Genomic DNA, 20468 nt, shown 5'->3' with positions numbered 1-20468 from the left:
TGTGAAAATCTTACGACAAAAAAACGGAAGCACCTGAGGCGCTCCCGTTCGCTATTCTATATCCGTTAACCAATGACGATGCAGTTGCGGCCCTTCTTCTTCGCTTCATACAAGGCCACGTCCGCTTTATTGAAAAGGGATTCTACACTAATTTTCTCATCCTCAAACGTCCATTCCGACAAGCCGCATGACACCGTTACAACCGGGGTCGTATGAAGCTCCACCATGCTGCGAATTCGTTCCGCGATCCGATAAGCCTGTGCTGTACGTATTTTAGGCAAGTATACGGCAAGCTCCTCGCCACCCCATCTTGCTGCAATGTCGCTATCACGGATACATGATCGGATCACTTCGCTTACTGTCACCAGGATGCTGTCGCCGTGCAAATGACCGTAAGTATCATTCACTTTCTTGAAATGATCAATATCTACAAGTACGAGTGAGCCGAACGGATCTTTGCGCTGCTTCATTTGAATGTTCTCGTTCAAATAATGACGTGCATACAAGCCGGTCAGATTATCCGTAATGACCATCCGGCGAACCTCCGCATGCAAGGATGCATTGGAGATTGCAAGCCCGATATGCGTTGACAGCACTTGCAGCAGCTTGTAATTCTCATAGGAGAAATAATTCGCATTCTGATGTGAAACCATAATAACGCCAACGACGTCTTGTCCAGCCATTAATGGCGCGGCGATCAGCGATCTTGAGCCGGTCGCGTCCATCAGCTTTGAGTCGACAATGCGCGTGGACCAGTAATCGGCAATAATGAGCGGTTCCCTCGTGCTGTATACCATTCCGCAAAATCCGTAACGAGTGGAATACGACTCATTCGCCTCATGCGGCAAGTTGCTCGCGACAACTTGAAACTTCCCATCATTATTTAATTGCAAAATATTGCAGTAATCCGCCTTAAATATAGAAAGCAGCTCACTGACGGCAAACTCAAACACTTCGCTTAGCCGAAGCGATTGATTAAGCCGCTTCGTTAATTCATTAATGAGCTGGAGCTCGCTAATTAGCAAATTAGATTGCTCGAACAGTTTCGCGTTCTCGAAGGCCGAGCCTGCCGTATCTGCAAGCATGATCAATGCGTCCAGTTCCGACTCGTCCCATCGTTCACCTTGCATACCGATGCTTAGTACGCCGTACACAGCTTGTTTGCCGCACATCGGAACCGCGAGCTTAATTCTGCCCTGCTCGTCCTCCATTTGATTCGGCTGGCCGGTCAGAAAAGCCTTTGCATTCAGATCTTCCATCGCGTGCCGCAGAAGAAGCGGTTTTACCCGCGGATCCACATTTACATGGTCCTGGGAAAGATACAGCTGAAATTCCGCGTACGGATATAGCTGCGCGAAGTCTTCCAGAAGCACTTGAAGGACGCTGGAGACGTCATTCTGATCATGGAGACGCTTGGCAACGAGGAACAAGATGTCGCGGCTGCTTTCGTCAAGCATACGCCTCTGGTGCTGCCTAAGCAGCTGCGCGGCTTGGTCCAGATCATACCGGTGATAAAAGATTTGTTTGATGTGCATCGCTGCAGCATGCAAGAGCGCGATAATATCGTCGCTCATGTCCTGCTTCTTGAAGCGTAGCAGGCCAAGCAGCTGAGTATCGTCTGATCGCATCGTAATCGGCACTTCTATGACCTGATGCGGCGCTGCTGGATTGGCTTGCCCTGTTTGCACGAGCGGCTGGCCGCCAGCCTGGCATAATTCCAAACTATAATGAAGGAGCGGCGAGCGCGTCTGCTGCGTCTCGTCCAACCATTGCTGGAAGCTCTCCTTCAGCAATTCATCAATGTCATACTCGTCCCTCTCACGTACATCTCTTTGAAAGAGCTCTAGATTAGGCTGCTGCACTTTGCTGTGTGTCACATTTATCGATAAGATCTTCCACTGTGAGTCACTGTTTCTTGCCATAAGCAGCCACCTCTTTGTTGTCAGTCATGACCATTCTATTACTATACTCGATTAGTAGTGTAAATGCACTATTACCGGGGCTCGATCAATAGGACTTGCAACCCAAAGTAGAATGTTATAAATTGTCCTACATTTTTATAACGCAAACCGCTTGACTTTGACCCCTGAATTTATATAATATTTATAGTTGAATACATGGGAACGGTTTTGTGTCACCCTCAAGAGACTGTCGCTAATATGCCTGCGGCTGAACATGCATATTAGGCCTTCATTGTTTATACAATGTGGCAATCGACAGCACTCGGCGAAACACCCATTTTCAAACATCCCATTTGAAGAAGGAGTTTTACGACACATGTCAAGATATACAGGTCCTAAATTTAAACTTAGCCGTCGCCTCGGCATCTCCCTTAGCGGTACAGGTAAAGAATTGAAACGTGCTTTCCCTCCAGGTCAACACGGTCCTGGCCAACGTAAAAAAATGAGCGGTTACGGTATCCAATTGCAAGAGAAGCAAAAGCTTCGTCACATGTACGGAATGAACGAGAAACAATTCCGCAACTTGTTCGATAAAGCTTCGAAACTGAAAGGTATTGCCGGTGAAAACTTCATGGCCCTTCTTGAGAGCCGTTTGGACAACCTGGTTTACCGTCTTGGTTTCGCTAACTCCCGTGCAGGTGCTCGTCAATTGGTATCCCACGGTCACGTTACAGTAAACGGTAAAAAAGTCGATATCGCTTCTTACACAGTAGCACTCGGCGATGTAATCGGTCTGCGTGAGCGCAGCCGTGCACAGAAATCCGTTAAAGAAGCTTTGGCTGGTCGCAACTTCCTGCCAAACTACCTGGAGTTCAACGAAGCAGCTGTTGAAGGCAAGTTCCTTCGTCTTCCTGAGCGCGCTGAGCTTCCACAAGAGATCGACGAGAAGCAAATCGTCGAGTTCTACAGCCGTTAATAAATCAAGCGATCCAGAGCATTTGCTCCGGATCGCTTTTTTTTGTGTATTTATTATGAAATCATCGATTCCTTCTTCAACCACACGGACATATCCCCAGCTTCACGATTCGCCCATGCAAAATACGGAATCGCCGTGAAGTCTACATTCGTAAACTTGGAGCTGCCGGGGCGATATAGCGTATTCGTCCAGCCTTCTGTCGAGCGCACCGCCGCTTTGCCATTTAGCAGCACCATCGGAACACCTGCTATTTCTCCCATCTGATTCTCATATTGAGGATTGCGAAGCACTGTGAGATCAAAAACATTGATGCCGGCATTATCCTCTGCTTCCACGCAATAAACGATAGGACCGCGCATTATCGCAATTTTGCCACAATCTTCTGAGACGAGTGGATTGGCTTCAAGCTCGACGACCTTCATCGGGAAGTTCAGAACAACTGTGCCGCCAGCAATCAGCGCAGCAGGAAGATATACATAACCTCGTGCTTCAACGACGCCGTGTGCAATCGTTCCGTTGCCATAGACGACCGTACCGTCAATCGTAACGGTTGGAGCTGTACACCAGCCCGGCATACGGAAGGCAACAACCGAATTCGGCGCTTGCTCTGCGTCCACTTTAACCGTGACCGTCTCCGTCCAAGGATAGTTGGTCACCTGTGAGATCTGCAAAGCGCCAGAAGCTAACTGGACGCTCGCCTCACTCTGCGCATATTGGCTGACATATACGGTATCGTTCTCCGTCGCGTAGACATATTCTCCAAGCGCTCCGATGAATCGTAGGATGTTCGGAGGGCAGCAGGAGCATTCAAATACGCGTTCGCGCCGGTAGTGAGGGAACGGCAAACGCTTATCGTCAATGCCGCGCGAGAAGTCATTGTAAGCCGGCGATGACTGCAGCGCATTATCGTAGAAGAAGCCTGTCCCGTCCAGCGACAATCCGACCAATGCGCCATTAAACATTTGCAGTTCAACGATATCGGTAAACCGCGCATCAGGCTCCATCGAGAACATCCGTTGCGCGAAAAATGCCATTGCGATGGACGCGCAGGTTTCTGCATAAGACCCGGCATTCGGAAGCGTAAACGCCGCTCCGATGGCTTCGCCGTAACGATCCGCACTAACTCCGCCTGTTACGTACATTTTGCGAAGTGTTGCATCGTTCCAGAGGCGCAAGCAAGCTTCGTACAGCTCCTTATCATCATAGTCTCTGGAGAGATCCGCCATGGAGGAATAGTAATACATCGCCCTTACGGCATGGCCTGCCGCAGCAGGCAGCTAGCGAGCCGGTGCATCGTCCTGCGCATAGCTGTCGTTATAGTGAACGTAGCAGCGCACCTTCGGATCGGCTGGCGGAGTACCGTTTGGCACCGAGAACACCCGCTCCTTCGGATCTATTCCACGAGAATCAACGAAGTGCTTCGATAGCTCCAGATAGCGTTCATCTTCTGTTGCCTGCCAGAGTCGTACGAGAGCAAGCTCAATCTCCTGATGACCGCATGTGGTGTACTTAGCTGTTCCGTTAATTACAAAAGCATCCTCAATGCAATCGGCGAAACGGGACATAATATTAAGGAAGCGCTTACTTCCTGTAGAGTAAAAATGGGCAACTGCTGCCTCAATCATGTGACCTGCTGTATAGAGCTCATGCGCACTACGGTCAGTGAAGATGTTCTGTGGTTCAAGCGTTAAGAAGAACGAGTTGAAGTAACCAGACTCATGCTGACCTTTCTCGATGAGATCTATGATGTTCTCAAGCTTCTGACTCAGCTCTTCATTAGGATGATAGTACAAAATATACGCAGCGCCTTCCATCCACTTCGCCACATCCGAATCCCAAAATTCATGCGGTTTATCTGGTTTACCTTCCTGCCAGTCGAGACTCATCGCATGAATTCGCCCTGTTTCTTAGAAACGATTGTAAACGGCATTCACGGTAGAGCTAGAATTCGTCTGCTGCCACGTTCCCCAGAAGCCTTCGCCAATCGAAACGTTTCGCCAAGGAACTTGCGTAAGTTTTGTCATGTTCAATTCCCCTTCTTATGCTAGTAAATTTTAGTAGATTGCCATTCTAAATGAAGTATAACTGCAATTAGGACATTCGTCGAGATGGTCTTTTGGGCAAAAAAAAATGATCCGAAGCATTTGCTTCGGATCATTTGGTGAAACGTTACACTAGGAATTAGCTCGTTTGATCAGGCTTAATGAAATTCGTTGAAGGCAAGCTCTCAGGCAGCATTGAAGCAGCTGCTGCTGTTGCTGCTTCACCCGCAGCAGTCTTCGAAGTCAGACCTCTAACGAACGCGTTCAAATCAATGCCCGACACGCTCTTCAGCATCTCTGGCGCTGTCGCCATAAGTGTCGTGACATAATTGCTTACGCGAGCAGCACCTTCGCCGTGACCCGTATCGACAACTGTCAGCTTATCAATCGCGCTAATTGGCTCCGCTATTTTACCGGCAAGCTCCGGCAGCATCTTCACGACGATATCGAGAACAGCCGCTTCGCCGAACAATTCAAACGCTTTTGCGAGCTTCTCCTTCGCTTCCGCTTCCGCAAGACCGCGCAGCCGGATGACATCGGCCTCTGCTGTACCTCTTGCCCGCTCCGCGTCTGCAATCGCGAGTCCCTCAAGCCGCTTCTGCTCGGCATTCGCCTTCGCTTCCGCTTCGATCTTGTACTGCGCCGCATCCGCCTCGCGCATCCGCTTCGACTTGTCGGCTTCTGCCGCTTGCTCTACCGCATAGCGGTCTGCATCCGCCTTCTTCTTCACTTCTGCATCATACTGCTTCTCGCGGCGCAAAATTTCCTTGCCTTCAAGGTCGATTTCGCGCTCTTTGCGGACGAGCTCAACCTGCATCTGCTCCTCAACGACCTGCTGCTTCGCACGCGCTTCTTGTATCGCATACGCCTGGTCCGCTTCCGCCTTCGCCGAATCCTGCTCCTTCTTGAAGGAAGCCACCTTCAGCTCCTTCGCTTTGGAAGCTTCCGCGATATTCGTGTCGCGCAGCAGCTCTGCCTTCAAGCCTTCTTCTTCTGCTCTGGCCTTCTGGATCCGCGAATCCCGAACCGCCTCAGCCTCTGCAATGTCAGCGTCCCGCTTCACAGCTGCAATACGCGGCTTACCGAGCGCATCGAGATAACCGTGCTTATCGCGCAAATCCTTGATTGTGAACGAGACGATCTGCAGTCCCATTTTCTTCAGGTCACGCGCTGCAACGCCTTGTACCTCTTGAGCAAACTTATCCCGGTTACGGTACACTTCTTCAACGGTCATCGAGCCAAGAATTGCGCGCAGATGGCCTTCTAATACTTCCTGTGCCTCGCCTTTCAGCGCCTCCGTCGGCTTGCCGAGGAACTGCTCTGCAGCAGTCGCGACATCCTCGACTGCGCCGCCGATCTTGATGATCGCTACGCCGTCACAGATTACAGGAACGCCTTGCTCGGTGTACACTTCAGGTGTCGTAACATCCAGCTTATGCGAGAGCAAGGATAGGAAGTCAGACTTCTGGAACACGGGCAGGATGAAGGCGCCGCCGCCCCTTACGATCTTGATTTTGCGTCCAGTCTCATCAACAGTCGCATTCTTGCTACCAAGGAAAGAACCGGTTACGATCATTGCTTTATCTGGTCCAACCGTACGGTATCTCGCCCAGAAGGCAAGAGCGAGCACAATCAGAACGCCAACCACAATTGCTGGAATAATGTAGTAATCTGGAATCAAGTGAAAATCCCCTCTCTTGTCCGTAGTTACAGTGTTGTTACAGCTCTAGCTTGGTAACTTGGAGCGTATGTCCGTCAATGCCAACGACGACGACCCGTTCGCCATTCGGAATCTGATCGCCATCCACGCTTGAGGCAATGTGATTCGTAAGTCCCGCTCCGACTTTAATGAGCACTTCGCCGAAGCCTTTCCCCGGAATGGTAATGCTGACTTCTCCGATCTTGCCTGTCAATTCCTTTATGGAATAGCTGGTCGAGTTCTCGCTGCGAGCCATAGGGCGTACGTAGAAGAAAAACATACCGACAGCTCCAGCAGCTCCGATGAGGATAGCCGTGAGAATCACAAGTGCAGCATGCAATGAAGTGTGATGCTCAAGCAGCAGCCCTGCACCGCCGAAGACGGTAATGCCGCTCACGACTGTGGTCGGCTGCACGATGGGGTATCCATCCAACGATAAGAAATCGAGCATCCCGTCAAGAGAAGCGCTCAGCCAGTCGCCAATAATTACGCTCACTATTGCGAACAAGATGCCTAAAGTCAAACAGCCGATAAATAAGCCTTCCAGAGCCCTCCCTCCCTTCAATTATCACAAAATCCAAAAATTAGAAGAATCCTTCATGTTATGTATTACGCTACATATGATGAGAAGTTTCGCTCAACCTAGTTTCCGCCAAATTGGGCAAAAAAAAAAGCTTACTGCCGCAGAATCTCTGCACAGTAAGCTTCTCTCCATACTATTGAAGCACTAACTTGGCAAATTTACGTTTGCCAACTTGAATGATATCTCCGTCAGCAGGAGTAACTACAACAGCCGGATCTTCAATCTTCTCTTCGTTGATACGCACAGCGCCTTGCTGAACGCTCCGTCTCGCCTCGCTGACGGAAGCTTGCATGCCAAGCGTCGTCAGCAGCTTCGTGATCAAGATCGTACCGTTATCAAGATCCGCTGCATTGAGCACCGCATCTTGAATATCGTCGGGAAGCGCGCGCTTCTGGAACACCGTTATGAAATGCTGCTCCGCTGCCTCAGCCGCCTCTTCACCATGGTACATCCGTACGAATGTGCGACCTAGCGCCATTTTCGCATCACGCGGATGCTTCGTGCCGTCTGCAAGTCCAGAACGCATTGCAGCCAGCTCTTCATTGCTCATATCTGTAGCTAGCTCGTAGTATTTTAACATCAGCTCATCTGGAATGGACATCGACTTGCCGTAAATTTGATTCGGCTCTTCATCGATACCGATGTAATTGCCAAGGCTCTTGCTCATCTTGTTGACGCCGTCCAAGCCTTCGATCAGCGGTGTCATAATCGCTGCTTGCGTCGACTTGCCATATTCCTTCTGCAGCGTACGGCCCATGAGCAGGTTGAACTTCTGGTCTGTACCGCCAAGCTCGACATCGCTCTCTAGCGCCACGGAATCGAAGCCTTGCATCAGCGGGTAGAAGAACTCGTGGATGCTGATCGGTTGGCCTGTCGTGTAACGCTTCGTGAAATCATCGCGCTCCAGCATACGTGCTACAGTTACTTTAGCCGAAAGAGTGACGACTTCTGCAAAATTCATCGGTCCAAGCCACTCGGAGTTGTAGTAAACCGTCGTCTTCTCCGGATCAAGCAGCTTGTAAATCTGCTTTTTGTACGTCTCAGCATTGCGCTTCACATCTTCTTCAGTCAGCTGCTTGCGCGTCTCGGACTTGCCTGTCGGGTCGCCGATTCGGCCTGTGAAGTCACCGATAATGAGCTGTACCGAGTGTCCCAGCTGTTGGAACTGCTTCAGCTTATGCAGAACGACTGTATGACCGATGTGAATGTCTGGCGCAGATGGATCAAGACCAAGCTTCACTTTGAGCGGCTTGCCCGTTGCAACTGCATTCGCCACCTTCGCTTTCAGCTCATCCTCCGGTACAATCTCCACAACGCCGCGGCGGATTACATCCATTTGGCGCTCAACTTCTTGCTTCTGTGCAGCTGTTAGCTCTTCCCATTTAACCATTTCAACTGTCCTCTCTCTTATCCGGAAAATACAAAAAATCCTTCTGTCCTCAAGGGACGAGAAGGATTTGCTCGCGGTACCACCCTCGTTAGAGTCGCCGGCAATCGTACCTATATATAGATACGAGCCTTCACGAATAAGGCGGCTCTCACTTCATTTCATAACGGATTCTATCCGGAAACAGACTACTGGCACGTCACAAGTCACCTTGCGCGTCGTTCGTCTGATCAGCTCGAGGCGGTAATTCAAGTTGCAGCGCGTACCGGTTTGCACCAACCACCGGCTCTCTGAAACGTTCCATCTGCAGCTCTACTGAAGCCTGTCAACACGTTGGAATATGAACTTTTTTAACTGATCTTCTTATACCATATGCAATTAATAAAAGTCAATGAATTCCCATTTCGTCCAGCCATTCGAATGCCAAATTAGTGAATTCTTAGACAAATACATCTCCCGAAGCTGCAATCAGGCTGGCGATTTATGCTATAATAGCTCTGTTAATCAGAGGAGGCTTATCATTATATGGAACAAGAACGTGAGCAGAAGACAAAAGGATACAGCAAATGGCGGACTTTTGGGCTCGTTACGCTCATCACCTTGAAATGGTTATTCATCTTCGGTTTATTAATTGGGTTGTTTGCCGGAGCAACCGTCGCTGGCTATGTAGCTTCCTTCGTCAAGGACGAGCCAGTACGTCCACGCACTGACATCGAGAATAAAATTGATGAAAATGCGATCACGGGATTTGTATATTTCAATGATGGACAAACGCCTGTCGGCCAGCTGCGTACGCAGGAGGATCGGCGGCTCATCAAGCGGAGCGATATTCCGCCGCAAGTCATCAATGCCGTGCTTGCTACAGAAGACAACAATTTCTATAAGCATATCGGCGTCGATTTCAACGGAATTGCTCGCGCTGTTAAACAGAAGGTATTAAATGAAGATACGCAGACCGGCGGCAGTACGCTGACTCAGCAGCTGGCGAGGCAAGTGTTCCTTACACTGGACAAGACCGACAGCCGTAAGGTGAAGGAGATCTTCCTCTCGCTGCGTCTTGAGCGATTCATGACAAAGGACGAGATTTTGACTGCTTATCTGAACAAAGTTCAGTTCGGTACGGGTAACAGCGGATACAACTTGTACGGGATTAAAGCCGCTGCCAAAGGGATTTTTAATATTACCGACTTGACTCAGCTGAACATTGCGCAGTCCGCTTATCTGGCAGGCCTGCCGCAGCGTCCTTCCGCTTATACCGCTTTCACAAGCAAAGGGAAGTTTAATGAATCCGGCTTCAAACTGGCAATGGATCGCCAGCATATCGTGCTGAAACGCATGCTTGAAACAGGACGTATCAGCAGTGAACAGTATAATGAAGCGCTCAATTTCGACGTTCGTGCCTCACTCGCGAAGCCGACGGAGAAAGCTTACTCGACATTCCCGTACCTCATGCTGGAGTCCGAGCGTCAGGCTGCCGAAATCCTGCTCATGCAGGAAGATCCGAATTTGACAATTAGCGATGTCCGCAAGAAAGAGAACGCACCGCTAATCGAAGAAGCCCGTGAGCACCTGCTCCGCGGTGGTTATCATATCTATACGACGATAGACAAACGGATTTACAATTCAATGCACAAAGTCGGCTCCGATCCGTCCAACTTTGATCCGGACAGCAAGACCAAAGGGATGGAGCAAACGGCAGCCGTCATGCTGGATCATAAGACTGGCGCAATTCTTGGCATGCTCGAGGGACGTGACTTCTACACCGAGCAGATGAACCATGCGACGCAGATGACGCGTCAGCCGGGTTCAACGATGAAACCAATCGCGGCTTACCTGCCTGCAATTGAAGCAGGTCTCATCCAGCCAGCGAGTATCGTGGACGATACGCCTATGGTACTTAAAGATGGACAGAAGGGCTATCACATCCCGATGAACGTCACGAAGAAATTTTACGGCTTGATTACAGCCCGCGACGCGCTGAACCGCTCCTTAAACTTGCCGGCGCTCAAGATCTTCAACAATATGGTGACAATCCCTGAGGCGTGGAAGTTCGCGAAGAAGCTCGGCATTACGACGCTTAAACCAATCGATGACGGTGCGAAGACAGGCGTTATTGGAGGACTTAGCGTCGGTGTGTCCGTTGAAGAGCTTACGAATGCATATGGCGCGATCGCAGACAACGGCGTTTTCAATGACGCTTATATGATCAGTCGGATTACCGACGCGAATGGCAACGTCGTTTATGAGCATGAGAAGAAACCTCTTCGTGTCTTCTCCGAACAGACGGCATTCCTGATGACGGATATGCTCAGAACGGTTATTTCAGAGAAGAACGGCTCTGGTCATATGATTACAACGTTGTTCAAGAAATATGGCAAAATCCCGGTAGTCGGTAAGACAGGTTCTACACAAAGCTACGGTGACGTGTGGTTCATGGGCTATACTCCTGACATCACACTAGGTGTCTGGGTCGGTTACGAGAAGCAGATCAATTCCTTGTCCAAAGATGGCCGCAATCATGCGAAACAAATTTGGTCGAAAATAATGAACGAAATAACGGATGAACGGCCGGAGCTGTTCCCAACGAAGCAATTCACCATGCCTTCGGGTATCGTGAAGTCGACTGTGTCCAGCGTAAGCGGCAAGCTGCCGACGGAGCTGACAAGAGCAAGCGGCAAGCTTGTGACGGACTGGTTCAACAGCAAGTTCATTCCGAAGGAATCGGACGACGCGCTTGTGAAGATGGCAATCATCTCCTTCAATGGCGTCAACTATATTCCGCAGCCTACGACTCCTGCTGACATGATCAAAGAGCTGACGCTTGTGAAACGCGAGAAGCCGCTCGATGCGCTCATGCAAGAGATCGAAGCCGCACAGTCGAAATTACCAGCGGACAGCCGCAGGCCAATGTCTGTGTACCTGCCGCCGGATGCAGCGCAGGATGCCCCTTCTATCGTTGACCCTCGTGTAGACGATGGAGCGGTCCCTTCACCGCCTTCCAATGTACGTCTTGTGCCTGTTGAAGGGTCAAGTGCATATCGAATTACATACACAGCGTCCCCTCAGAAGGATGTTGTCGGATATCGGTTGTACCGCAAGGTGAACGACGGCCAATTCGTCAATACGAATAAGCCCGTTCTTACAGGCGAGGAAACAAGATTCGTTAATTATGTTGGTGCTGGCATTTTCAGCTACTACGTAACAGCGGTTGACGTTGCGGGTAAGGAATCCGCGCCTAGCTTAGTTGTCACAAACGGTGTCGGCACACCGCCGCCAGCGGAGAACGTTACAGATCTACCTGGTGATTCAAATTCACAGTCAGGCGCTCAGAATACGGGTGATGACACAGGCATCATTTTGCCTGGTAATGATGGTAGTTCGAACAGCAGCTCGAACGGGAACCAGGGACCGTCGAATGGGCAGGCAACAGGACTCACGCCGCCGAGTGCGCCAATGAATGTTGGGATCGAACGAACCGATATCGGCATTACGCTGACATGGCTCGATAATGCGACCTCTGAACAGGTTACACAATATGATGTGTATTTCAGTACAAGCGAGAAAGGCAGATACAAAAAAATCGGCTCAACGAATGAAGCCAGGTTTGAGTATGTATCACCAATGACGAGCGGATTCTTCCGCGTCACTGCAGTCAATGAGGTCGGCGAATCCGCTGCCTCTGCGACGGCAAGTGTGCAATAGTTTGGTTGCTTAACAGAGAGGGCTTTCCGAAAGTTATCTATAGATAACTTTTAGGAAAGCCCTCTCTTTCGTTCTATGCATTGGCAAACCTGGTTAACCGGGAAATGCGCTGCACTTCATACTTGCTCTGAGAGTACAGATTCAGCACTCTCAGATAAGAATAGCCGAAGTCGGCAGCTTGGCGAAGCTGAGAGTGCATATTACGTACTCTCAGCACAATTTTCGGCTGATTGAAGCTCTGCGAGTGCAGATTCAGCAGCACTCGCAGATAAGGAACAACCGAAATCGGCAGCTTGGCGGAGCTGAGAGTCCATATTACGTACTCTCAGCACAATATTCGGCTGATTGAAGCTCTGAGAGTACAGATTCAGCACTCGCAGATAAGGAAATAGCTCCCCAATCGTAAACTAGCAAAACCCAGGACGACGTGATTGAATTTGCATCGAGAGAGAGGCTTTCCCGCTCTCGTGTGATCATTCGGGTCTCGTTAAGCGCTTTGAGAGGGTTTATCCGCTCTCAACGAAACATTTTCGGTGATTTTGCCTGAGTTTGCATGACGAAAGAGGACTCCATTATCAGGGCATGGATGTGCGAAATTTCTTCTCGGTTATCCTCAAAATTAGGGAGCCTATAACTTCGTAAACAAAAAAATAGTGGTACAGAGTTAACCTCTGCACCACTATTTGCGTTAAAATAGCCATCTTCGAAAAATAAGGATGCTGTCTCGGTAGTGAACTTACCTACTTTCGGGACAGCCTCCTCTCCATCTCCTAATCAGCTAACGCTCCATCTCCTAATCAGCTAACGCTGATTAGTCCTCAATCGTCGACAAATCCCCTGTCGGGAGGTTCAATTCCCAAGCTTTCAATACACGGCGCATAATCTTGCCGCTGCGTGTCTTCGGCAGCTTATCCTTGAACTCGATCTCACGCGGAGCAGCATGCGCGGACAGCCCTTCTTTCACGAACTTGGCAATATCCGCCTTCAGCTCCTCGGATGGCGTGTAGCCCTCACGAAGCGCGACAAAAGCTTTGATGATTTCACCGCGCATTGGGTCAGGCTTGCCGATTACGCCTGCCTCAGCAACAGCCGGATGCTCGACCAGCTTGCTCTCGACCTCGAATGGACCTACGCGCTCGCCTGCCGTATTAATGACGTCGTCGATACGTCCTTGGAACCAGAAGTAGCCATCCTCATCGCGATATGCAGAGTCGCCAGAGATATACCAGCCTGGAATGCGGAAGTATTCCTCGTACTTCGCCGGGTTGTTCCATACTTTACGCATCATAGAAGGCCATGGCGTTTGGATGGCGAGGTTACCCATCCGGTATGGCGGAAGCTCGTTGCCGCTATCGTCGATAATAGCTGCGTTCACACCTGGAATCGGCTTGCCCATCGAGCCTGGTTTAATGTCCATGCTCGGGTAGTTACAGATCAGCTGAGCGCCAGTCTCCGTCATCCACCACGTATCGTGAATGCGCTGATTGTACACTTTAAGACCCCAACGTACAACCTCTGGATTAAGCGGCTCGCCGACGCTAAGCACGTGGCGAAGGCTCGACAGATCGAATTGCTTCACGACATCGTCGCCTGCTCCCATCAGCATGCGGAATGCGGTTGGCGCGCTGTACCATACCGTTACACCATAACGTGCAATTGTCGAATACCAATCCTGCGGGCTGAAGCGACCGCCGCGGATTACATTCGTCGCACCGTTAAGCCAAGGTGCGAAGATACCGTATGACGTTCCTGTTACCCAGCCTGGATCGGCCGTACACCAATAAATATCATCAGGCTGCAGATCGAGCACGACCCGCCCTGTAAAATAGTGCTGAATCATCGCATTTTGCACATGCAAAATGCCCTTCGGCTTGCCTGTCGATCCGGATGTGTAGTGGATCAGCAAACCATCTTCGCGTCCGAGCCATTCAATCTCAGCTTCATCCGAAGCTGTATTCATCTCGGCTTTGAAATCAACGATGCCTTCGCCCGCTTCCACATTGTCACCGAATACGATGACATGCTTCAGATTAGGCAGCTCGCTGCGCGGAATACGTGAGAGAAGTGCAGGCGTCGTAACGATCGCCGTAGCGCCGCTGTCGAGCAAACGGTCTCTAACCGCCGTTTCCATGAACGCTTCGAATAGCGGTCCCACGATGGCACCGACTTTGAGCGAACCGATTAAGCTGAAATAAAGCTCTGGCGTACGCGGCATAAAGATGAATACGCGCTCGCCCTTCTCGACTCCGAGTCCGCGAAGCACATTCGCGAAACGGTTCGATTGTTTGGATAGTTCCTGGTACGTATAAGACTCGTCTCTGCTGTTATCGCTATAGTAGAGGGCGATTTTATCGCCTCGGCCTTCTGCAATGTGACGGTCGATCGCTTCATAAGCCATATTGACCTTACCCGTTTCGTGCCAGGAGAACTGCTGTTCAAGCTGATCAAAACTAAACGCATTATAGGTTTCTTCATAGCTTGTCATGTTGGAGCCAGATGCCGTTGCCGGAATCCGTTCTTGATGCATGTTTGACATTTCCATCATCCTCCTACCCAATATACAACAACCGTTTCTAGCGGGAGCAGCCCCCGTAATGACGCTCTTACTAGGAATACGCTTACATATTATATCACGCTTGCTGCGCTTGAACCATTCTTTTCATGTCTTGTTTTTTTTGCTATAAGTAGTGTAGAACGGGAAAGGAGCCATCACTTGTTAGAACATCGCAAAAGGATTCATGCGCAGATTGTCCCGAACATCGAACGCGATATTGTCATAGAAGGGCCGCTCCCCGCTGAGGCGATCAGCGGTCTCACTCTTCATCCGCAGCTCGATGCATTCCGCAGACCGGCTGAGCAGCATAAAGCTCTCACCGAGATCGCGGAGCTTCCGGAAGGCCGCATTATCGCGGCAAGAGACGGTGAAGTCATCGTCGGCTATGTCACCTTCCACTATCCAGACGAACTGGAGCGCTGGTCAGAAGGCGGCATGACGGATTTGGTCGAGCTCGGTGCCGTAGAAGTTGCTGATGATTACCGCTCGCTTGGCCTTGGAAAGAAAATGATTCAGAACGCTTTTGCCTATGATCAGTTAGAAAATGTCATTGTATATACAACGGAGTATTATTGGCACTGGGATCTGGAAGGAACAGGCCTCAGCGTGTGGGAATACCGCTCCATGATGGAGCGGCTGATGAAGTCTGTAAACATGGAATGGGTGGCGACTGATGATCCTGAGATCTGTGCCCATCCGGCTAACTGCCTGATGGTGCGAATCGGCCGTGAAGTACCGCTCAGCTCCATTGAACAATTCGACCGTGTCCGCTTCAAACAGCGCTTTATGTATTAGCAACTGTGCAGCAGACCGTAGAAAGGAAGCGAAAGACGCATTATGACGGACAACGCCGTTTATATCCATCATCAAGATGCAAGCCGGTACAAATTTAACAAGGACCATCCGTTCGACCCGATGCGTTTAACGCTCACGCATAGCCTTCTCCAGGCGGCGAATTCGCTAAACGATTCCCAATACAGATACCCTGCCACTGCGGATGACGAGCTGCTGAAGCTGGTCCATCGCCCTGATTATATTGACGCTGTGCGCTTGTTAAGCGCAGAGAAGCCTGATGCGGTAGCCATCAATCGAGCTGCTGTATATGGGCTGAATACGGATGATACACCATTCTTCCCCGGTATGCACGAAGCAACGGCAGCCATCGTCGGAGGTTCAGTGCTAGCTGCCGATCTCGTGATGAGCGGACAAGCCAATCACGCGTACCATATGGCTGGCGGGCTGCATCATGCTTTTCCAGAGCGTGGTGCCGGCTTCTGCGTTTATAATGACGCGGCTATCGCGATCGCTCACATTCGCAAGCAGTACGGAGCGCGCGTCCTGTATATCGACACTGACGTCCATCATGGCGACGGCGTTCAGTGGACGTTCTATGCCGATCCTGACGTCTGTACTTATTCCATTCACGAGACAGGCAAATATTTATTCCCTGGCACGGGCTTCGTCTCAGAGCGCGGCATCGACGCTGGCTACGGAACAACCATTAATGTGCCAGTTGAGCCATACACTGAGGATGAGTCTTGGCTTGCGAGCTTCGCCGCAACGATCGAGAAGGTCACTCAAGTATTCAAGCCGGATGTCATCGTCAGCCAGCATGGCTGTGACGCTCATGCTTATGATCCGTTATCGCATATTCACTGCAGTATGCGAATCTATCAAGCTATGCCTGCACTTATCCATCAGCTTGCTCACTGTTACACAGACGGACGCTGGATCGCAGTCGGCGGCGGCGGCTATGACATCTGGCGTGTCGTTCCGCGCGCTTGGGCGCTCGTATGGCTCGAGATGACCGACCATCCCATCGCTAAACAGCTTCGCGAGCAGACTGGCAATGAGCCACTACCGCAAGCTTGGCTCGATAGCTGGTCTGCAAGCAGCCCTGAAGAGCTGCCGACCCATTGGCTGGATGATTCACACCTCTGGCAGCCGATCCCCCGCAGAAGCGAAATTGAAGCGCGTAACCGCGATGTCGCTTCACTCGCGATTCAGGGGCTCTGAAGTAAACCAAAAGGCAGCTCACATCCGTTCCGGATAGGAACAAGATGCACAGCTGCCTTTATCATTAATCAAGCGGTTTATTATTCGTAAGCCGCTCCCTACATATGTTGGATCATTTCATCAATAATGGAATGTGAATTCACCGAAGCTTGTACCGTGAATTCCGCAAAGTTCACATGTGCGGAGCCGTCTGCCTTGTCCGACATCGAGCGAATGACGACGAACGGTACTTTATTCATGACACAGACTTGCGCAAGTGCCGCGCCTTCCATCTCCGTACATGCACCGCTTAGCTCATCATGCAGCGCTTTTACCGTTTCTCTCGAGGATACGAATTGATCGCCGGAGAGCACTTTACCCTTTGCGCTGCGGCCAGGGAACAGCTTCTCCGCCGCACTCGTAGCCAACTCGACCAGATTCGGAGCCGCCTCAAATTCCCAAACGTCCTGGAACGGGATCTGACCGCGAGCGAAGCCAAGCGCTGTCACGTCCATATCATGCTGCAAGCAAGACGTCGACACAACGATGTCTCCAATGTTCAAGCTCGGGTCAACCGCGCCTGCAACACCAGTGAACAACACACATTCCACACCCGCATCAATTAGAAGCTGCGTGCAAACAGCTGCATTGACTTTACCAACGCCTGATTTGCAGAATACAATTTGACGACCGTGCAGCGTGCCTTCTACATATTCAATACCTGCTTTCACGAACGAGCCTGTCTTATCAACATGCTTGTGCAGCAGTTCAATCTCTTCCACCATGGCACCGATAATGCCTATCTTGTGATACTTCGTTGTCATAATTGCTTATATGCTCCCTACCGACTGACGGTTCACAATTTCATGCGGTAGAATAACGCGCGCGTTGTCAACCGCTTCCTTCTTCATTAGCTTCGTCAATAGACGCATCGATACCGCACCGATGTCATACATTGGCTGCGCAACAGCAGTTAGCTGCGGACGCACCATCGACGCCATGCGGCTGTTATCCACGCTGATGACGGAGAAATTGTCAGGCACTTTAAGTGCTGCATCCTGGATGCAGTGAATCGCGCCAATTGCCATCTCATCCGTCGCGGAGAATACAGCTGTTGGACGTTCGTCTAGCTCCAAAAAATATTTCATCGCGTCTACGCCGGATTCATAGCGGTAATTGCCGATACGAACGAGTGACTCATCATATGGCAAGCCAGCAACTTCAAGCGCACGCTTGTAGCCTTGGAAACGCGCATAGCCGTTCGCCGGATCCTGAAGCGTGCCGCAAATCATCGCAATGCGTGTATGTCCAGCCCGAATAAGAGCTTGTACCGCATCAAAAGCAGCACTCTCGTGGTCGATATCAACCGAAGGAATTATGCCTTGCTCATCTGTAGTCGCACAGAGAACGATCGGCACATTCGCTGTCTTAAATGCTTGCAGATGGTCTTCCGTTACAGCGCCGCCCATAAACAACAGCCCGTCCACTTGCTTCTCAAGCAACGTGTTAATAACGCGAATCTCTTTATCTTTCTTCTTATCAGCATTACAAAGAATAATATTGTAATGATACATATTCGCGATATCTTCAATGCCGCGTGCAACTTCGGCGAAGATTGCATTCGAAATATCAGGAATAACGACACCAACTGTCGTTGTCTTCTTGCTTGCAAGTCCGCGCGCTACTGCGTTTGGACGATAGCCAAGACGTTCAATAGCTTCAAATACTTTCTTACGGGTCTGTGGCTTTACGTTCGGATTGTTATTCACAACCCGGGAAACAGTCGCCATCGATACGCCGGCTTCTCTTGCTACATCATAAATGGTTACTGTCACGGTCCTTCTCTCCATTAACTCAAATTTGTTCTCGCACCGCACTACTTTACCGTAATGATACGACAAAATATTACTTTTCGCAATGTGTCCCGAGATGCTCATCTAATGTTGAGTAGGTAATCCGCCAGTGAGAAGCATGCCAGGAGACACTTCCATCCTGGACAAAGAGAAGCTGAGGCGACTCGTGCTTCACGCCGAGTTTCTCTGAAACCGCATTCGAAACTTGGCGGCTCTCTGGTACGAGCACCATAATAATGTGGAAGGATATCTTCTTTGCATCCTCTAGCCAGTTCGACAGTTCTTCATAAGCACCGCTACTAATGGAACAGGTCGTGCTGTGCTTAAAAATGAGCAGCGGTTCTGTAGCAGCAGCCGCGTAAGCTGCTTCCCACTGCTCGATCGTTGTGATTGGTGAGGGCAGCTCCATAAGCTAGTCCCCGCTCCCTTCCTCTATCGCCTTCCATATTGAAGCAGACTCCGGCTAAGCTGTGCAAGCCGCTTATGTATATCTGCTGTCCACTCTGCATCACCTGCAGCTTGTGCAACCTGGAACAAATCAAGCAGCATATCGATGCGCTCTTCCGTCATGCGCCGCATGATGACCGGATCAGACACGTTCTTATCATGGTAAGCCTCTACTAACAAATTTGCCCATTCATTCCACTCGTTAAACAGAAACGTCTGCTTTGCAGGGTGAGCGCCTAGCTTGCCGATCAGTCCCGTAAGGTCTGGCTTCACTTCAGGAAACACTTCGCTGCGATTGCAGGAACGACAAGAGAATATCGGTACATTATCAATTTCAACTTTATTCGAATATACAACAGTACGCAGCTTCATTGGCATATCGTCGCCGCAAGAACAGCGTTTTAGCAAGATCGTCCACTCCTTCTCCTAAACAAGTAGAACACCCAAGTGAAACCGCTGTCGCCGTCTTTCCGGCAATAGCTTTCGGTTCGCGGAGAAATCTAAGCAAAGTATATTCAAAACTAATACTTTCTTGGATTTCAAGTGAAACCGGCTGTCGCCGTCCGACCTTCGGAGGCAAAAGCTAACGTTTCAAAGGCGTTACTCGACGAATATGATATTCGACCTATTGCAAAAAAAGTCCTGCTTTACGGCAGGTTGTAATTTTTGCATCATTCGGATGTTACAACCAGTGTGGTTTGCTTCTCAGAACCGCCGGAGGGTACAATAAGTAGGAGCTTTTACACATGCTAGAGGAGGAAAGAATGTGTCATTAAAAGGTAAAATGATTATCTGCTTGCTTGATGACGAATTCGAGGATTTGGAGCTGTGGTATCCGGTCTATCGCGTTCGTGAAGAAGGCGCTAAAGTGTTATTCGCAGGACCGGAGAAGAACCGGACTCATATTGGCAAATACGGCGTTCCCGCAACTGCGGATCTAAGCTTCGATGAGGTTGACGGCAGTCAGATCGACGGTTTGCTCGTTCCGGGAGGTTGGGCGCCGGACAAGCTCCGCCGTTATCCGAAGGTGCTGCAGCTCGTGAAGGAAATGGACGCGGCAGGTAAGCCAATCGGCCAAATCTGTCATGCAGGCTGGGTTCTGATCTCAGCAAAAATCCTTCAAGGCCGCAACGTCACTTCTACGCCTGGCATTCGCGACGATATGGAGAATGCAGGCGCAACTTGGATTGATGCACCTGTTGTCGTGGATGGACATATCATCTCTTCCCGGCGTCCGCCGGATCTGCCTCCGTATGCGAAAGCATTCGTTGACGCTTTGAAGAATCAATAACAGACAAAAGGCGGCTCCCTTGATCGCGATGATCGGGG

Annotated in this window: 15 protein-coding genes, 1 pseudogene and 1 other annotated feature; of the genes and pseudogenes, 5 read left to right on the top strand and 11 right to left on the bottom strand. The window is 50.3% G+C overall.

The genetic code is table 11. The annotated features are described in order from the left end of the window. Positions 1-65: 65 nt before the first annotated feature. Positions 66-1922, bottom strand: coding sequence for a diguanylate cyclase (locus AC0LWF_RS03005; RefSeq protein ID WP_474650071.1), 1857 nt, complete (start codon positions 1920-1922; stop codon positions 66-68). A gap of 355 nt (positions 1923-2277) precedes the next feature. Here AC0LWF_RS03005 and rpsD point away from each other — a divergent pair, with 355 nt between their 5' ends. Next, a complete protein-coding gene (rpsD, locus tag AC0LWF_RS03000) occupies positions 2278-2877 on the top strand; it encodes a 30S ribosomal protein S4 (protein ID WP_474650070.1) in 600 nt (199 codons plus the stop codon). A 53-nt stretch (positions 2878-2930) separates the two neighbouring features. On the opposite strand, the gene AC0LWF_RS02995 is transcribed toward rpsD, so the two are convergent. The 5 genes and pseudogenes from AC0LWF_RS02995 to tyrS form a co-directional block, all read right to left on the bottom strand. Further along, the gene (locus AC0LWF_RS02995) at positions 2931-3650 is read right to left on the bottom strand and encodes a glycoside hydrolase family 127 protein (RefSeq protein WP_474650458.1); all 720 of its coding nucleotides are present in this window, start codon (positions 3648-3650) and stop codon (positions 2931-2933) included. Further along, a pseudogene (locus tag AC0LWF_RS02990) lies at positions 3648-4763 on the bottom strand (glycoside hydrolase family 127 protein); the annotation flags it as partial. The pseudogene AC0LWF_RS02990 and the gene AC0LWF_RS02995, both read right to left, overlap by 3 nt. A gap of 295 nt (positions 4764-5058) precedes the next feature. Continuing rightward, complete coding sequence (gene floT, locus AC0LWF_RS02985; protein ID WP_474650457.1) at positions 5059-6597, bottom strand: flotillin lipid rafts scaffold protein FloT; 1539 nt, start codon at positions 6595-6597, stop codon at positions 5059-5061. A 40-nt stretch (positions 6598-6637) separates the two neighbouring features. Beyond that, positions 6638-7183, bottom strand: coding sequence for an NfeD family protein (locus AC0LWF_RS02980; protein WP_474650069.1), 546 nt, complete (start codon positions 7181-7183; stop codon positions 6638-6640). Between the two features lie 151 nt (positions 7184-7334). Beyond that, positions 7335-8591, bottom strand: coding sequence for a tyrosine--tRNA ligase (tyrS, locus tag AC0LWF_RS02975; protein ID WP_474650068.1), 1257 nt, complete (start codon positions 8589-8591; stop codon positions 7335-7337). Between the two features lie 49 nt (positions 8592-8640). After that, positions 8641-8926 (bottom strand) — a binding site (T-box leader). 187 nt (positions 8927-9113) lie between these two features. Between tyrS and AC0LWF_RS02970 the strand changes: the two genes are divergently transcribed. Further along, positions 9114-12290, top strand: a complete 3177-nt coding sequence (locus AC0LWF_RS02970) for a transglycosylase domain-containing protein (protein ID WP_474650067.1) — start codon at positions 9114-9116, stop codon at positions 12288-12290. 811 nt (positions 12291-13101) lie between these two features. On the opposite strand, the gene acsA is transcribed toward AC0LWF_RS02970, so the two are convergent. Further along, positions 13102-14826, bottom strand: coding sequence for an acetate--CoA ligase (acsA, locus tag AC0LWF_RS02965; RefSeq protein ID WP_474650066.1), 1725 nt, complete (start codon positions 14824-14826; stop codon positions 13102-13104). A 177-nt stretch (positions 14827-15003) separates the two neighbouring features. On the opposite strand from acsA, the gene AC0LWF_RS02960 reads away from it, so the two are divergent. Together AC0LWF_RS02960 and AC0LWF_RS02955 are read left to right on the top strand one after the other, a co-directional pair. Continuing rightward, a complete protein-coding gene (locus AC0LWF_RS02960; RefSeq protein WP_474650065.1) occupies positions 15004-15639 on the top strand; it encodes a GNAT family N-acetyltransferase in 636 nt (211 codons plus the stop codon). 42 nt (positions 15640-15681) lie between these two features. Further along, positions 15682-16860, top strand: a complete 1179-nt coding sequence (locus AC0LWF_RS02955) for an acetoin utilization protein AcuC (protein ID WP_474650064.1) — start codon at positions 15682-15684, stop codon at positions 16858-16860. Positions 16861-16958: 98 nt separating this feature from the next. Here the strand turns inward: AC0LWF_RS02955 and AC0LWF_RS02950 are convergent, their stop codons facing one another. The 4 genes from AC0LWF_RS02950 to AC0LWF_RS02935 form a co-directional block, all read right to left on the bottom strand. Continuing rightward, complete coding sequence (locus tag AC0LWF_RS02950; protein WP_474650063.1) at positions 16959-17663, bottom strand: 5'-methylthioadenosine/adenosylhomocysteine nucleosidase; 705 nt, start codon at positions 17661-17663, stop codon at positions 16959-16961. 6 nt (positions 17664-17669) lie between these two features. Continuing rightward, on the bottom strand, positions 17670-18674 hold the full coding sequence (gene ccpA, locus AC0LWF_RS02945) for a catabolite control protein A (protein WP_474650062.1): 1005 nt from the start codon (positions 18672-18674) through the stop codon (positions 17670-17672). A 70-nt stretch (positions 18675-18744) separates the two neighbouring features. Then, a complete protein-coding gene (gene ytxJ, locus AC0LWF_RS02940; RefSeq protein ID WP_474650061.1) occupies positions 18745-19101 on the bottom strand; it encodes a bacillithiol system redox-active protein YtxJ in 357 nt (118 codons plus the stop codon). 23 nt (positions 19102-19124) lie between these two features. Further along, positions 19125-19547, bottom strand: a complete 423-nt coding sequence (locus AC0LWF_RS02935) for a hypothetical protein (RefSeq protein WP_474650060.1) — start codon at positions 19545-19547, stop codon at positions 19125-19127. 376 nt (positions 19548-19923) lie between these two features. Here AC0LWF_RS02935 and AC0LWF_RS02930 point away from each other — a divergent pair, with 376 nt between their 5' ends. Further along, positions 19924-20430 carry a type 1 glutamine amidotransferase domain-containing protein gene (locus AC0LWF_RS02930; protein ID WP_474650456.1) on the top strand — a complete coding sequence of 169 codons (507 nt, stop codon included), beginning with the start codon at positions 19924-19926 and terminating at the stop codon, positions 20428-20430. Positions 20431-20468: the final 38 nt, after the last annotated feature.

The organism is Paenibacillus sp. sgz302114, assembly GCF_056120345.1.
This window is presented reverse-complemented; position numbering and strand designations above follow the sequence as displayed.